Here is a 15,645-nt window from a genome sequence, read left to right on the forward strand (position 1 = left end):
CCGGACGCCAAACAGCTTGGCCACCAGTCCGCTCGTCAATGGCACGGTGCACCACGACAGAGTCCACATTAGATGCCGGATATACGACTGCAGGCTTCTCCCTAATGTCATTCCCGTCGGTCAGTCTCTTGTACTTTGGAGGGAGTCCATATAAGACACGTTAAGTTCCGCCTAATGTTCATTGCGTATATTCGTTGATGCGCGCGGGCTGCCGTGACAAGACGCATAGGGAAATAAAGATGGCACTGACATTCGACCGTAATAGTTTACCGACATGCTGTGGAGTCGGCATGGTTCCGGGAAACCCGCATACTACCTGCCAGGTGTGTCACACACGTTTTGACACACAGGTGCTGTCAAAGGAAATCATGCGGCTTCGCGACCTTACCCCTATGCGGTCCAACACCGCTTCTGCCGCCCTGATTTCAAGTCGATCACCATACTGAGCGGAGCATGCGCATCCGCAGGGATCTTCCCGCATCAGCTTGCGAAGCCCTGGGGATGCACGATGACTATTGCGCGGCCCCGCCCGGCATTAGCGTCAGCGTGCCAAGTTTGCCTTTTTCCACTTCCTCCCGGCGCGTCTTCATCGGCACGTATTCCGTATCCGCCCAACGCTGGCTGAAATTGCGGTAAAGCGGTGATAGCAGATTGCCGGACTGCCCGGTCGAATGCATGAAGCGCGAGTTTTCCAGGTTGGAAAAATCATAGAGTGCCCGCAGACTCGGTGCGTGGCGGTTGACGAAAGGCTCCTTGTCGTCTCGCAGGCTGTGCCGGCCTACATTGACAGTGAAGGTATCGCCGGCTGACGGTACGCGGATATCGAAGAAGCGCGCAAGTATATCCACCTTGCCAAACGGGCGGTGCTCGGAACGTGCAAAGTGTGCGTCGCCCCAGCGCCATGCGGCAATGTCGTTGCCGTAGCGCTTGCTCATGTCCGCCAGCGCGGCATCGAGCGACGTTGATAGTACTGATGCGCAGTCCGGCACCGGCGCCGATGCGGCCTTGCTGACGTCGATGCACCAGCGGGCTGAACCATTTTTGTTAGTCAGCACATCAATGGTCGGTTGGTGCACATTGCGTTGCTCCCAATAATCTTTCATTAACGCTTCACCGAGCTCGTCCTGAAATATCGAACGCGACAATTCCCGCATCCAGGCGTTGTAGATCAAGGGTTCGGGGCGGTCGGTCTGCATCTCGCCGTTCCACTTGCCGAGCATTGCAAGTGCATCCCGCGCATGGTCGGATTGCGGAGTTACCTTGCGCAGGATGGGCAGGATTTCTTGTGCGGCCAGGGACACCGCATCTTTTTGTATCCCGGCGAAGGAATCGATCGTATGTTTTGGACGCGCATCGAGCAACATGTCGATACGGTTCGCGCGGTATGGCAAGGTCCATTCGCTGGTGAGGAAATGCGGATAGTCGGGCCCGACAATCTTATGGTTGGCAGTCATCACACGTTGCTGCTGTGGATTGAACTGGCGTGGCAACGCATCAAAAGGAATGAATCCGGCCCAGTCATACCGCGCATCCCATCCCGGCGCAGGCGCCAGTCCCTTCAAATCGTTTTCCGGCTTGCGCATAGGTATCCGGCCGGGCGCGACGAAGCCGATATTGCCATCAATATCCGCATACACCATGCTTTGCTGCGGCGACGAAAAGTCTTTCGCGCCGTCCAGGAACTGCTCCCAGTTTTGAGCACGGTTGAATTTCATCCCTGCCTGCAAGGTCAGGTCGTCGTCGCGCAGCGCGGTCCAGGCAAAGGCGACGACGTATTTTCCGCTATCCAGTGACGTCTTGTCGATGATGGGCAATGCACCGCTGATCACGGGGCCGTGGCGTGTTTCCTTCACCTCGATCGTCACATCGGGCTTTCCCTTGACCTTGATTGTCTCGGTGCGGACCTTGAAATCCATCCAGCCTTCCGGCGTCTGGTACTGTTGCCCGTTATCGGGACTGACGCGTTCAATGTACAGGTCCTGGACGTCTGGCGCAGTATTGGTGAATCCCCAGGCGATCTTGTCATTGCGGCCGAGCACCACGCTGGGAATACCCGGCAGGGTGGCGCCGATCACGTTGAAACCGGGTGCGGACAAATGCGCGAAATACCAGAGCGCGGGTGCCGACAGGCTCAGGTGCGGATCGTTGGCAAGCAAGGGTTTGCCGGTCTCCGACAGTGCTCCGCTGACCACCCAGTTGTTCGATCCCATGCCTTCGAGATAGGACGGGGGAGCGATCGCTGCGACGCGCACCAGTTGCCCGGTAATGCCGGTCAACTCCTGATACAGCTTGGTGTAGTCCTGAGTCTGCATGACAGCGTCACCCGGATACGGAGGCAGGAATTCATTGATGCGTGCCAACGACATACGTTGGGACAGACGCATGCGCAACAATTCCTGAGTCCAGTTTGCGCCGAGATCCCATGCCATCATCGTTTGCCAGCCGATGGAGTCCACCGGTTGCCATGGTGCGGGTGACGGCGCGCCGGTAAGGATGAATTCCGGCGGCAAGGGTCCCTGACGGGAAGCCAGCCAGGCATTGACGCCACGGGCATAAGCTTCCAGACTGGCGCGCGTATCGGGAGAAAGCCTGGCCAGGATGCGCTCCGCGTTGAGCCGGACACCAAGGGTACGCAGAAAGCGGTCGGTATCAACGGCGTGCGGCCCCAGAATTTCCGCCATGCGACCGGCGGCGATGCGTCGATTCATTTCCAGCTGCCACAAACGGTCCTGCGCATGGGCATAACCAAGCGCAAAATAGGCATCGTTCTCGGACTTGGCATAAATATGCGGGATGCCTTCGGCGTCGCGGACAATGTCGACCTCAGCCGTGAGTCCGGTGAGGGTCACTTTTCCATCAACGCTTGGAAGACTCTGGCTACGGTACCAGAGCGCCGCGGCAACCAACACTACAGCCAATACGGCCAGTAAGACGATACTGCCAACGGCGACTTTCCTGATTATTTTTGTCATGATGTTTAATCTTGTCCGGCAAACAGGCGAACAGGGTAGCACAGCGGAATTGGTGTCGAAACCCTCTGCATTGTCAGGTGGTAAGATGTCGGGCAACGCATGCAAACGCAATAAAATCCGCTGCAAAATCACGCAGCACACCCAGGCTCAACTTATGAAATTTGACGTTGCCATCGTCGGAAGCGGCCTTGCCGGCCTGTCCGTCGCCCTTCATCTCGCCAAAACCCGCAAAGTCGCGGTTATTTCCAAACGCAGCCTGCTCGATGGCGCCAGCAACTGGGCTCAGGGCGGTATTGCCGCCGTGCTTGATTCCGGCGACAGCCATGAACAGCATATTGCCGATACCCTGGTCGCGGGTGCCGGGCTGTGCGATGAGGCAGCCACACGTGACATTGTCGAAAACAGCCGGACTGCGATTGAATGGCTGATCGAACAGGGCGTGCCGTTCACCCGCGACCCTACCGCCGAACTCGGGTATCACCTCACGCGTGAAGGCGGCCACAGCCAGCGCCGCATCATTCATGCGGCCGATGCCACAGGCCACGCGGTACAGGTTACGCTGGAGCAAAAGGCACGCGCGCATCCCAACATCACGGTGCTGGAAAACCACTGTGCCATCGATGTCATCCGTTCCGACAAGATTGAAGGCACGAGCGGCACACCCTATTGCGCAGGTTTGTATGTACAGGATGTCAATTCCGGCAAGGTCATTACGCTTGCAGCCGACCAGACCGTGCTTGCGACCGGCGGTGCCGGGAAAGTGTATCTGTACACCACGAACCCGGATACTGCGACCGGTGACGGCATTGCGATGGCATGGCGCGCGGGCTGCCGTGTGGCCAACATGGAATTCATCCAGTTTCATCCAACCTGCCTATACCATCCCTATGCCAAGTCCTTCCTGATCAGCGAGGCGGTCCGTGGCGAGGGCGGCTTGCTCAAGCTTCCGCAGGGTGCCGGCGCAGCGGCGGGCACACGCTTCATGGAGTCGCATGACGAACGCGCTGAACTCGCGCCGCGCGATGTCGTGGCGCGCGCCATCGACTTTGAAATCAAGAAGCGCGGCCTCGATCATGTCGACCTCGACATCAGCCATCAACCGCCGGAATTCCTGAAAGAGCATTTCCCGACGATCTATGCGCGCTGCCTGGAACTGGGCATCGACATCACCAGGCAACCCATCCCAGTGGTACCCGCGGCCCACTACACCTGCGGCGGAATCGTTACCGACATGTGTGGGCGCACCGATCTGCCGGGCTTGTATGCGGTCGGTGAGACAGCCTACACGGGCTTGCATGGCGCTAATCGCCTGGCCAGCAACTCGCTGCTTGAATGCCTGGTGCTCGGCCGCGCGGCCGCCCAGCATATCGAGTCTTCGGCAAAACCACGAGAATTACCCCTGCCCGCGTGGGACGAAAGCCGTGTGACCGATGCCGATGAAGAAGTGGTCATCGCTCACAACTGGGACGAGTTGCGCCGCTTCATGTGGAACTACGTCGGTATCGTCCGCACCACAAAGCGCCTGGAACGAGCCCAACACCGTATCCGCCTGCTGCGTGAAGAGATCTACGAGTATTACTCGCATTTCCGCATCACGCGCGATTTGCTGGAACTGCGCAATCTGGTGGACGTGGCTTCAATGATTGTGGAGAGCGCCCTGTCACGCCGCGAAAGCCGCGGGCTGCATTTCAGCCAGGATTATCCTGAGACCTTGCCGAAGGCATTGCCAACGGTGTTGTCACCTCAGCGTCGATAGCCATCGACGGGGCAGGTTCAGCCCACCATCGCGGGAAGCGTCGCTTCGGCAGTGATAGGCGGATAGTCCCCGTAGCCGTCGGGCCAGGAAGTCAGGATCTCGAAGCCGTTTTCTGTAACCGCCACCATATGCTCCCACTGCGCGGACAGGGAGCGGTCCTTCGTCACGACGGTCCAGCCGTCGGGCAATTGCTTCGTCCCCGGCTTGCCCGCGTTGAGCATTGGCTCGATCGTGAAGATCATGCCGCGCTCAAGCACCAGGCCGGTACCTGGCCGGCCATAGTGCAGCACCTGCGGTTCGTCGTGATAGACGGTCCCTACGCCGTGACCGCAATATTCGCGCACGACGCCGAATCCCTCGCGCTGCGCAACGGTCTGGATGGCGTGGCCAACATCCCCCAGCGTCGCCCCAGGGCGGACTGCAAGGATGCCCGCACGCATTGCCTCGTAGGTCGTGCGCACAAGGCGTTTGGCGAGGATACCTGGCTCGCCGACAAAGTACATGCGGCTGGTATCGCCGAACCAGCCGTCCTTGATGACGGCGACGTCGATGTTGATGATGTCGCCATCCTTCAGGCGTTTGTCGGAGGGGATTCCGTGACAGATAACATGGTTGACCGACGTGCAGACGGTCTTGGGAAAGCCGTGATAGCCCACGTTAGCGGGAATGGCCTTCAGTTCATCGACGATGTAGTCGTGGCAAATCCTGTCGAGTTCGTCTGTGGTAACGCCGGGTTTGACGTGCTCCGCGATCATCCTGAGCACGTCAGCCGCTAGTGCACCCGCGCGCTGCGCCATCTCGATCTCCGCTTTTGAACGGATGGGAACCTTGTTTTTGATCATTATGCTGCCTCCGGCTCGGCCGGTTGAAGGGCTGCCGGGATCATGTCCCCAGACTGATGCGCCCTGATCAGCAGCTGGCAGATCTCGCCATAGCACAAGTTGGGATTAAGTTCGGCCAGCATGCCGACCCGAAGCCAATGTTCAGCTTGCGCATTGATCGAGCGGCTGAGCGCCGCACTGGTGGAACGCAGGTTTTCGTGCATCTGCTCAGAGATTTTGAGGATTCCCATTTCTTTTATAAGATATATGATTTGTAGTCGTTTCGTATACTACCATCAGATCGATTCGACTGCCCGACGACCGCTTCCGAAAACGTCGAAAGCCGGTCTGCCGCATCCCCTTCTCTTTTTGTCATTTGCCACTCTCTTGCTCCAACCTTGGTGCCAACCCAGCTATTCCTTGTTAAACGGGTCTGACCACAAGCAGCATCCGGATGATCTGCACGGCGATCGCACAACAGACAGCGATCCCGCCTAAATAAAATATGGCGCGCCACGGCTGCAGCCCGCGCAAATAGACCGCGGTATGCAAATACCGCAGCGCGACGTAGACCGCAAATAATGTACCTGCGGACGCCAGCGTTGCTCCGAGCAATACGTAGCTCAGCGCCAGCGCGAGAAACAGCGGCAGGTTTTCCACGTCATTTCGCCAGACACTATTACAACGCTGCACAAGATTTGCCTCCACAGAGGCTAACGGTACGCCAGCCCATTTCGCATCTTCTGGCGCCGAAAAGCTGCGCGTCCTGAAACGAGCGGCTACTTGCAGCAAGCTTGTCATCGTAGTTTTCAGAAACAGTGCGACCAGCGCGAGGGAGAACGCCGGCAGTGCGGGATATTCGGACATCATTTATTCCTCAAGTTGTGAACATGCGATGCATTATCCAGATATGATCGTTGCCACACTATTGGCGGAATCGACAAATACATGGTTTAATCCGCCAAATGACTTCTTCGCCCAAAATTGTCGAAATTGGCGTGCTGGTCTATCCTGGATGCCTGCGCAGCAGCGCTGTCGTTCCGCTTGATGTGTTCCGGATTGCCAATACGCTGGCGTTATATCGCCCGGCGTCACAGCGCGTGCATTTCCGTGGCCGATGGCTAAGCGCACGTGAGGACAACATGGTGGCCATTGATGGATTGACGTTCCAGACCGAGGCATTGGCAACCGCAAAGCCCGACGCACTCATGCTTCCTGGAATAGACCATGGCACCCTGCACGACCTTGTGCCGCTGCTCAAGCAGCTCAAGGCTGAATCCGACGCCGTTCAGGCGTTCACCCCATCCGGGCAGTTACTGGTTGCCAGCTGCTCAAGCGCATGCTTGCTTGCACATGCAGGGTTGCTGGATGGGCGGCGCGCGACGACAAGCTGGTGGCTCGCGGCCTACTTTCGACAGCAATTCCCTCTTGTCACACTCGATGCGGAGGAACTGATCGTGCAAGACGGACAGTTTGTGACATCAGGCGGCGTTACCTCCTCGCTTGACCTGGCGCTCTGGCTGGTCGGCCATTTTGGCGGAGCCGAACTGCGACAAATGACGGCCAAGATTCTGCTCATGGATGGAAATCGCGCAAGCCAGGCACCCTACGTTGCTTCGGCCATGATTCAGGATGCGGGTCATGCCATCATTGAACGTGCACGTCGCTGGCTCAATAAACGACTGGACCAGACATGGACGATTGCGGAGCTGTCCACATATTGCAATACCAGTTCCAGAACACTGCTGCGGCGTTTTCAGGACGCCACCGGAATGAGCCCGATCCAATATTCGCAACAGTTACGCGTGGAGCGGGCCAAAGGTTTGCTTGAATCAACCCGGCTATCTCTCGCGGAAATTACTGATCAATGCGGCTATGCGGACGTTGCCACATTCAGCAAAACTTTCAAGCGCTGGACACAGCTAACACCACGGGAATACCGCGTACGCTTTGGTTTGCGACATTGAGGCCAGGATGAAGATTCAGCCATCGCCGGCCAGGCGCAAGCTGGAGATCAACATCACCTTGGAGAAGTACTCGTGCAAACACCTGTAAATAGTTCCGCGTATCGGGCCGCCATCGGCGTTGCGCTTGTAGCAGCGGTCATCCTCATCTGGCTGAGTCTTGGCGTCGGCATCATCGGAAAAGATGGCGACCCTGCCAACCTGATGTATTTCGGGGTGCTCGCTGTCGGAATCGTCGGCACTCTCATCGCGCGCCTTCACCCTCACGGAATGTCACACGCGTTGCTCGCGATGGCGCTTGCTCAAGCCTTAGTCACTGCCATAGCGCTGTTTGCGGGATTGGGTTTGCCGTGGAGCGGGCCAGCAGAAATCCTGATGCTAAATGGATTCTTCATTGCGTTGTTTGTCGGTTCGGCCTGGCTGTTTCGACGTTCCGCCAGTGAGCATTCGCAACGCGGTGGCGCCTAATACCAATCCCCACCCATCACGCACCGTGACATCGGGTCTCGGGTCTTTTCCCGCCTGCCTGCGTTGCACTCGTCGTCAATAGCAAGGCTATTGACTCCTCCTGCGCCTTGCCGGTCAAAAAATCCATCGATCTCATTCGTTACGTTACGGGTGGGGGTTGGTATCAGTCCATTTTATTCCAGTTTCCGCAATAACCAATTGCTGCAATCGCGATTTATCTCAATTCCAGCAAAGACTAAACTCTGCTTCATCGATGAGCACACAAGGAATCAAGTGCGACTCACCGAGGCAGGCCCCGACGGCAGACGTTTTGCCTGAACCGCCGAGACTGAGTCTTTAATCGCTAAATCTGGAGAATTAAAATGAATGCCAAAAAACTGATCGCTGCTCTTGCCGTGTTTGCCGCTGCCGGTACTTCTTTCGCTGCTGATGCAACTTATCCTTATGTCGACCACAGCCAGTTCCAGTCGACCCGCACACGTGCTGAAGTCATGGCTGAGCTGAAAGACAGCCAGGCAAACGGGAACTATATCGTCGGCGGCCAAGAGTTCGCCGCTCCCGATACCAAATTCGTTTCGACCAAAACACGTGCCCAAGTGATGGCTGAACTCAGGCAAGCCCAGGAAGATGGTTCGTATGCACTGGCTCAACAGGAGTTTGAAGGTCAATACCCTGCCCTGCAAAACCGGAATGCGAACACACGCCTTGCCAACACAGGCAAAGCACCGAACTTGAACTAAGCCTTATCGCAAATACGCTGAAGTAAGACCGTAACGACAAAAAGCCGCTTTAAAGCGGCTTTTTGTGTTTTTTGCATCCACAATTCTATTCACAGTCATATTCTGCACCGCTCGGAGATCGGCTCGAGCTGTTTGGGCGCATGGTGTGCGATGCAATAAAGCTAAAACCCCGGAACGCAGCCAGAATTCCATTCATCTAATGTATAAGCCCGACAAGAATGTGACCCCAATATGCTGCCCTTATCCGTAAAAGACGATATGACACATCTCAGCGACGCCGCGCTGGCCCAGGAAATCATTTCTGGTCGACAGGACGCTTTCGTGCTGTTGATGCGACGCCACAACCGGGCATTGTTCCGTGCCGCACGGAGTGTATTGAGAGACGATGCTGAGGCGGAAGATGTGTTGCAGGACGCCTACATACAGGCCTACCGGTCCATGGACAAGTTCCGAGGCGAGGCAAAGCTGTCGACCTGGCTGACACGTATCGTGGTCAATGAGGCGATTGCCCGGCGTCGAAAGACGTCGCGCAGAGCAGAAATCATCCATCTTGACGGTGACATTGCACCGGAAAACCAAGGAAGTCAGATGGCCATTGAAGACCACCAGACGGAACAGCCAGAGGAGTCGATGGTACGGGCTGACACGCGACGCTTGCTGGAAAAAAAAATAGATGAGCTTCCTGAAAGCTTTCGTACGGTGTTCGTGCTGCGGGAACTGGAAGAGATGACAGTCGAAGAAGTGAGTATTGCACTCGCCATCCCGGAAGCAACAGTCCGGACCCGTCACTTCCGGGCGAAGGGCCTGTTGCGAGAATCCCTGTCTCGCGAAATCGATTTTGCTCTTGAGGGAGCGTTTGGCTTTGCAGGCGAACGCTGCGATCGAATTGTCGATGGCGTTCTAAGACAACTCGACATCCAGGGCAAAAGCAAAAACTGAAGCCACTTATAACTCACCATAACGAAGGAGAATCACCATGAGCAAGCTCACCTCTACTCTGATCACCGGCGCAGTGTTTGCCATCAGCGCAACTGCATTCGCCCAGTCTGCGCCCAATGACGCCCAGATTGCAGGAATCGTCGTCGCGGCAAATACCGTTGACATCGACGCCGGGAAGCTCGCGGAAAAAACATCAAAAAACAAGGAAGTAAAAGCCTTTGCAAAACAAATGGTGACCGACCACACCGGCGTCAACAAGCAAGCGACCGCACTGGTTAAAAAGTTGAAGGTGACGCCTGAAGACAGCGACATCAGCAAAAGCCTGAAGGAAGCTGGCGACGCAAACCTTGCCAAACTCAAAGGATTAAAGGGTAAGGAGTTTGATAAAGCCTACGTCGACAACGAAGTTACCTACCATCAGTCAGTGATCGACGCGCTGGATAAAACCTTGGTGCCAAACGCGAAGAATGCTGAGCTTAAGGACACGCTGGTCAAGGTTCGTCCCGCGTTTGTGGCGCATCTTGAGCATGCAAAGCAAATCCAGGCCTCGATGAAGTAATACCAATCCCAAGCTGTAACGTGACAAATGAGATCGATGGATTTTTTTGACTGGCAAGGCGCAGGAGGAGTCAATAGCGGGCTATTGACGAGGTTGGGATTGGTATCAGGCTCTGCAATGTACTCAAGACCGGAAAGCCGCCTGGCCTCGCAGCCCACCAGGTTCGCGGCGTGGCTGCTAGGGGTTGTACTACTCAGTTCGGGTGCTCAAGCCGCAGCTGCGCCAGATGGCGTGGTATATACCGTCGTGATTGAAGCGATGCAGTTTTCGCCCTCGCATCTTGAAGTGAAGGTCGGCGACACGGTGATATGGAAAAACCGGGACCCCTTCCCCCATACGGCCACTTCGGAAAAAAATGGGTTCGACTCCAAAACCATTCCCGCCGACCGGACATGGAAATTTGTTGCCAAAAAGCCGGGGACATTTCCTTATCTATGCACGCTCCACGAGACCATGAAAGGGACCCTGGTAGTCAAATAATCGGTATAGCGTACGAAACGTCTTCACTAGCAAGGTCAACCCGTTCAGGGACTCGGTGCCAGCACATACAAAATCCATGCTGCCACCTCGCCGCCCATTATCCGATAACACGCAATGAATAGTCGGTCGCTTTAATATCCTTGGTCAGGCTGCCGATGGAAATGCGATCGACGCCGGTTTCTGCGATTGCGCGAACCGTCGTCATGTTGATGCCTCCCGAAGCTTCCAGCACCGCTCTGCCGGCCGTAACGGCAACCGCGTCACGCATCATATCGAGCGAGAAATTATCCAGCAGAATGGATACCGCGCCTGCTGCAAGCGCTTCTTCCAGTTCGGCCAGGCTTTCCACCTCGACCTGAATCGACACGCCCGCATGGAGGTCCTGCGCGGCCTTTATCGCGGGCGTGATACCGCCCGCCGCCGCGATGTGGTTTTCCTTGATGAGAATCCCATCGTAGAGCGCGAGGCGCTGATTCTTGCCACCCCCCACCCGCACGGCATATTTTTGCGCCAGCCTCAGTCCAGGCAGTGTCTTGCGCGTATCCAGAACCGAAGCACGCGTGCCCTGTACGACATCGGCATACTCGCGGGTGGCGCTTGCCACACCTGACAGCAACTGGAGGAAGTTCAAGGCCGTGCGCTCGGCCGTTAACAAAGCACGTGCCGGGCCATCGATGGCGCATACTGCCGAATCGGCCTTCATGCGTTCACCCTCGGCGTAGTGCCACTCGATGCGAATGCGTGAATCGAGCTGTTTCATCACGCCTTCAAACCAGGGGGCGCCGCACAGCACAGCGTCTTCCCGAACCACAACGCGTGCTTTCACCCACTCATTCTCAGGTACGAGTTTGCCGGTCAGGTCACCGCTACCGACATCTTCGGCGAGTGCCCACTGTATGCTGGATTCGAAGGCGGCCCGCAATGCCGGGTCGAAGGGGGCGAAAGGATTGTTGAGTGTGCTCATGCCGGTCCGATTCCAGAAAACAGTTTTTGTTCTTTCGCCAGGTCGCTGCCTGGACGTACCTTGGCTTTTTGCGCCGCTGCAAACGACAGCATGCGATCGATGCAGACGTAGGCCTTTCGACCGACTTCCGGATCGACGTGAATCTCGTTGCGACCGGACTCCAGTACATCGACCAGATTCTGCAGGCCGTTCATCGCCATCCATGGGCAGTGCGCACAACTCTTGCAGGTCGCACTGTTACCGGCGGTCGGTGCGTCAATGAAGATTTTTCCTGGCGCCGCCATGCGCATCTTGTGCAGGATGCCATTGTCGGTTGCCACGATGAATTCACGCGCGTCGAGCGATTGCGCCGCAGCGATCAGTTGTGATGTCGAGCCGACGACATCGGCCTGTGCCACCACGGCCTCCGGCGATTCCGGATGAACCAGCACCTTGGCACCGGGATGCTCCTTCTTCAGCAGTTCCAGCTCGATGCCTTTAAATTCGTCATGGACCAGGCAGGATCCCTGCCACAGCAACATGTCGGCGCCGGTCTTTTTCTGGATATAGCCGCCAAGATGCTTGTCGGGCGCCCAAAGAATCTTTTTGCCTTGCGCATGCAGGTGCTCGACGATTTGCAGGCCGATGGAAGAAGTCACCATCCAGTCGGCACGCGCCTTGACCGCCGCGCTGGTATTGGCATAGACCACCACGGTACGGTCCGGATGCGCATCGCAGAAAGCAGCGAACTCATCGGCCGGACAGCCGAGGTCGAGCGAACAGGTCGCGTCGAGGTCGGGCATCAGGATGGTTTTTTCAGGGCTGAGGATCTTGGCGGTCTCGCCCATGAACTTGACGCCGGCCACCACCAGTGTTTTGGCGGCGTGATCACGACCGAAGCGTGCCATTTCAAGCGAATCCGAAACGCAGCCACCTGTTTCCTCGGCCAGATCCTGCAAATCCGCATCGACGTAATAATGCGCGACCAATACCGCCTGCTTTTCTTTCAGCAGTTGCCGGATACGGTCTTTCAGCACCGACTTTTCCGCCGCCGATGGGGCAGCCGGTACGCGCGCCCACGCATTGGCGGTGCAACTGGTGCCGGCATCCATTTGTGGACGCTCGAATTCAATGGTTTTAATAGGTAAGGTCTGCATGATCTCGGAATGAGGAGGAGAAATCAGGAATAAGCGATTATTGATGAAGACGGGGCAATCAACAGAAACGGGAGTATGCCTGATCCACGACAATTGGGTGCAGGGCGAAATATTTCAATAGTAATAATACTTAAAGGGGCGACCCTCATGAAAAAGTTGACTCATGGAAACAACATGTGGCTTACTTTGCCGTAAATGACAATTTACGAGGGAGGGATTCAATAGCATACTAGTTCTGACAAATATCAATGTCCATTCTTCTTGGCTTCGTTATAAGTAGGCGTGTACGTCATTGCCTACAGGACACAAAGAACAAGAGGGGCGATCGTTACATCCATCCAGGATGCGACAGAACATTTGGGGACGCGCGGTAGCAACGAAGCGCTGCGCAAGGGACGCACAACTATGAGCACAGTGTTCGACAAGACCGACAAAGGGCGTGAGGAAATAGCGACGCGCAAGCATCATCTGGCTCCGCGGCTTCGCAGCCTGCTTGTGATGATCGACGGCAAACACACAGCCGAGGATTTGCTGCAAAAGGTGTCAGGAATAGGCCTGACTGAACAGAATCTCAATGAACTGCATGAGCAGGGTTTTATTCATGCAAAGGCAGAAACCATTGTCACGACGGCCGGCGGCATTCCGGTGGCCGCCGAGCCAGTAACACCAGCGTCCCCGACTGCTACTGCCGCAGCAAATCCGGTCGTACCTGCCGTGCTTCCCGAAGGACAATCGCAATTCGAAGCGATCTACCGCTTCTACACCGAGACTATCAAGAGCACGATAGGACTGCGTGGTTATGGCTTACAACTGAAAGTGGAAAAATCGTCATCGATCGATGAATTCCGCCAGTTGCGCCAGCCTTACCTGGAGGCGGTGTTGAGGGCGCAGGGACCAGAGATGGCGCGCAGCTTGCGTGACCGACTTGACCAGCTTCTGTATCTCAATGAAACACCACCACCGATGACCACGATCATGGGTCTCGCCGGCTGAGCGTGGGATATCCCACTCGCAGCGCGACACGGTGACAAAGCTGCAATCATCCTATCGTTCGGCGACCCAGCGCTCAACTATGCAATCGATGCGATGCCGGCAAAGGCAAGGCCAAGGCAAGGCGATCATATACGCGACACCTTGCCTGCCTGTCACCTGCTCTCTACCAGCTGCTTATTCGATACCCTGGCTCTTCAGATAATCTTCGTAGTTGCCCTGGAAGTCGATGACTTCACCATCCTTCACTTCAAGAATGCGGTTTGCCAGCGAAGACACGAATTCACGATCGTGCGAGACGAAAATCAGCGTGCCCGCATATTTGTCGAGCGCAATGTTGAGTGACTCGATGGATTCCATATCCATGTGGTTGGTCGGCTCGTCCATCAGCAGCACGTTGTGACGGCCCAGCATGAGTTTGCCGTACATCATGCGACCCTTTTCGCCGCCCGACAGCACCTTGACCGATTTCTTGACGTCGTCGCCACCGAACAGCAGTCGTCCGAGAATCGAGCGTACCGCCTGATCGTCATCGCCTTCCTGCGTCCACTGACCCATCCAGTCGGTCAGGTTCTTGTCGACCGCGAATTCCTCGGTCGGGTCCTGCGGCATGTAACCGACGTTGGCATTTTCCGCCCACTTGGCGACACCGCCGTCCGGCGCCAGTCCACAGATATCGGTCCCGCCAATCGAGCGCAGCACCGTGGTCTTACCGGCGCCGTTGGCACCGATGATCGCAATTTTCTCGCCTGCCTCAACCATCAGGTCAAGGTTCTTGAAAATCGGCCGGTCATAGGTTTTTGACAAGTGCTGCACTTCCACCGCAAGACGGTGGAGTTTCTTCTCGCCTTCAAAGCGGACAAACGGATTCTGGCGGCTTGATGGTTTGATGTCTTCGACCTTGATCTTTTCGATCTGCTTGGCGCGCGATGTCGCCTGACGGGCCTTGGACTTGTTGGCCGAGAAGCGGCGCACGAATTCCTGCAGTTCGGCCACCCGTTCCTTGGCTTTGGCATTGACAGCCATCTGCTGCGCACGAGCCTGCGACGACGCCAGCATATAGTCATCGTAATTGCCGGGATAAATCTTGAGCGTGCCGTAATCCATGTCTGCCATGTGTGTGCAGACCTGGTTCAGGAAGTGGCGATCGTGGGAAATGATGATCATGGTGGAATTGCGCTCGTTAAGCACATCTTCCAGCCAACGGATCGTGTTGATGTCGAGGTTGTTGGTCGGCTCATCGAGCAGCAGGATGTCCGGGTTGGAGAACAGCGCCTGTGCCAGCAGCACGCGCAGCTTCCAGCCAGGCGCCACATTGCTCATCGGCCCCTGATGTTGTTCGATTGGCACGCCCACGCCCAGCAACAATTCACCTGCGCGCGCTTCAGCGGTATAGCCATCGTACTCGGCGAACCTGGCCTCGAGGTCCGCGGCCTTCATGTAGTCGTCATCGGTCGCGTCCGGGTTGGCATAAATGGCATCGCGCTCGGTCATCGCGTCCCACATTTCAGTGTGACCCATCATGACGACGTCCAGTACACGCATTTCTTCGAACGCGAACTGGTCCTGGCGCAATTTGCCGAGGCGTTCGTTGGCGTCGAGCATGACATTGCCGGCGCTGGGCTCCAGGTCGCCGCCCAGAATCTTCATGAAGGTCGACTTGCCACAGCCGTTGGCGCCGATCAGGCCATAGCGGTTGCCTTCGCCAAATTTGACCGAGATATTTTCAAACAGCGGCTTGGGGCCGAACTGCATCGTAATGTTTGCGGTGGAGAGCACTAGAAAAGCCTTTTTACGAAATTAGTACGAAACCGGCCATTTTACCATTCGTGCCCCGTACAATCCGGCTTTCCGCC

Annotated in this window: 15 protein-coding genes; 8 read left to right on the forward strand and 7 right to left on the reverse strand. The window is 56.4% G+C overall.

The window, feature by feature from the left end; all coding sequences use genetic code 11:
- Window positions 1-512 precede the first annotated feature (512 nt).
- A complete protein-coding gene (locus ASE07_RS06365) occupies window positions 513-2,972 on the reverse strand; it encodes a penicillin acylase family protein (protein ID WP_057289978.1) in 2,460 nt (819 codons plus the stop codon).
- A gap of 154 nt (window positions 2,973-3,126) precedes the next feature.
- On the opposite strand from ASE07_RS06365, the gene nadB reads away from it, so the two are divergent.
- Complete coding sequence (nadB, locus tag ASE07_RS06370) at window positions 3,127-4,728, forward strand: L-aspartate oxidase (RefSeq protein WP_057290075.1); 1,602 nt, start codon at window positions 3,127-3,129, stop codon at window positions 4,726-4,728.
- 17 nt (window positions 4,729-4,745) lie between these two features.
- Here the strand turns inward: nadB and map are convergent, their stop codons facing one another.
- From map to ASE07_RS06385, 3 genes are all read right to left on the reverse strand, one after another.
- Window positions 4,746-5,570, reverse strand: a complete 825-nt coding sequence (gene map, locus ASE07_RS06375) for a type I methionyl aminopeptidase (protein ID WP_057289979.1) — start codon at window positions 5,568-5,570, stop codon at window positions 4,746-4,748.
- Window positions 5,570-5,800, reverse strand: a complete 231-nt coding sequence (locus ASE07_RS06380; protein ID WP_057289980.1) for a ParD-like family protein — start codon at window positions 5,798-5,800, stop codon at window positions 5,570-5,572. Before ASE07_RS06380 ends, map begins: the two co-directional genes overlap by 1 nt.
- A gap of 172 nt (window positions 5,801-5,972) precedes the next feature.
- Entirely contained in the window at window positions 5,973-6,419 is a 447-nt protein-coding gene (locus ASE07_RS06385; protein ID WP_057289981.1) for an MAPEG family protein, read from the reverse strand.
- Window positions 6,420-6,514: 95 nt separating this feature from the next.
- Between ASE07_RS06385 and ASE07_RS06390 the strand changes: the two genes are divergently transcribed.
- The 6 genes from ASE07_RS06390 to ASE07_RS06415 all read left to right on the forward strand — a co-directional run bounded on the left by ASE07_RS06390 (window position 6,515) and on the right by ASE07_RS06415 (window position 10,699).
- Window positions 6,515-7,516 carry a GlxA family transcriptional regulator gene (locus tag ASE07_RS06390; RefSeq protein ID WP_057289982.1) on the forward strand — a complete coding sequence of 334 codons (1,002 nt, stop codon included), beginning with the start codon at window positions 6,515-6,517 and terminating at the stop codon, window positions 7,514-7,516.
- A gap of 72 nt (window positions 7,517-7,588) precedes the next feature.
- A complete protein-coding gene (locus tag ASE07_RS06395) occupies window positions 7,589-7,981 on the forward strand; it encodes a hypothetical protein (protein ID WP_057289983.1) in 393 nt (130 codons plus the stop codon).
- 362 nt (window positions 7,982-8,343) lie between these two features.
- The gene (locus ASE07_RS06400) at window positions 8,344-8,721 is read left to right on the forward strand and encodes a DUF4148 domain-containing protein (RefSeq protein WP_057289984.1); all 378 of its coding nucleotides are present in this window, start codon (window positions 8,344-8,346) and stop codon (window positions 8,719-8,721) included.
- Window positions 8,722-8,979: 258 nt separating this feature from the next.
- Window positions 8,980-9,660 (forward strand): RNA polymerase sigma factor, encoded by a 681-nt coding sequence (locus ASE07_RS06405; protein ID WP_057290076.1) that lies wholly within the window; start codon window positions 8,980-8,982, stop codon window positions 9,658-9,660.
- Between the two features lie 37 nt (window positions 9,661-9,697).
- Window positions 9,698-10,219, forward strand: coding sequence for a DUF4142 domain-containing protein (locus tag ASE07_RS06410; RefSeq protein ID WP_057289985.1), 522 nt, complete (start codon window positions 9,698-9,700; stop codon window positions 10,217-10,219).
- A gap of 36 nt (window positions 10,220-10,255) precedes the next feature.
- Window positions 10,256-10,699, forward strand: coding sequence for a cupredoxin domain-containing protein (locus ASE07_RS06415; RefSeq protein ID WP_235548366.1), 444 nt, complete (start codon window positions 10,256-10,258; stop codon window positions 10,697-10,699).
- 97 nt (window positions 10,700-10,796) lie between these two features.
- Here the strand turns inward: ASE07_RS06415 and nadC are convergent, their stop codons facing one another.
- Together nadC and nadA are read right to left on the reverse strand one after the other, a co-directional pair.
- Window positions 10,797-11,663: a carboxylating nicotinate-nucleotide diphosphorylase gene (gene nadC, locus ASE07_RS06420; protein WP_057289986.1), complete on the reverse strand. Its 867-nt coding sequence runs from the start codon at window positions 11,661-11,663 to the stop codon at window positions 10,797-10,799.
- Entirely contained in the window at window positions 11,660-12,799 is a 1,140-nt protein-coding gene (gene nadA, locus ASE07_RS06425) for a quinolinate synthase NadA (protein WP_200960893.1), read from the reverse strand. Before nadA ends, nadC begins: the two co-directional genes overlap by 4 nt.
- Before the next feature lie 405 nt (window positions 12,800-13,204).
- Here nadA and ASE07_RS06430 point away from each other — a divergent pair, with 405 nt between their 5' ends.
- Window positions 13,205-13,792 (forward strand): hypothetical protein, encoded by a 588-nt coding sequence (locus ASE07_RS06430; protein ID WP_057289987.1) that lies wholly within the window; start codon window positions 13,205-13,207, stop codon window positions 13,790-13,792.
- A gap of 174 nt (window positions 13,793-13,966) precedes the next feature.
- On the opposite strand, the gene ASE07_RS06435 is transcribed toward ASE07_RS06430, so the two are convergent.
- Complete coding sequence (locus ASE07_RS06435) at window positions 13,967-15,568, reverse strand: ABC-F family ATPase (protein WP_082583984.1); 1,602 nt, start codon at window positions 15,566-15,568, stop codon at window positions 13,967-13,969.
- Window positions 15,569-15,645: the final 77 nt, after the last annotated feature.

This window comes from Noviherbaspirillum sp. Root189 (assembly GCF_001428545.1).
GTDB lineage: Bacteria > Pseudomonadota > Gammaproteobacteria > Burkholderiales > Burkholderiaceae_D > Noviherbaspirillum.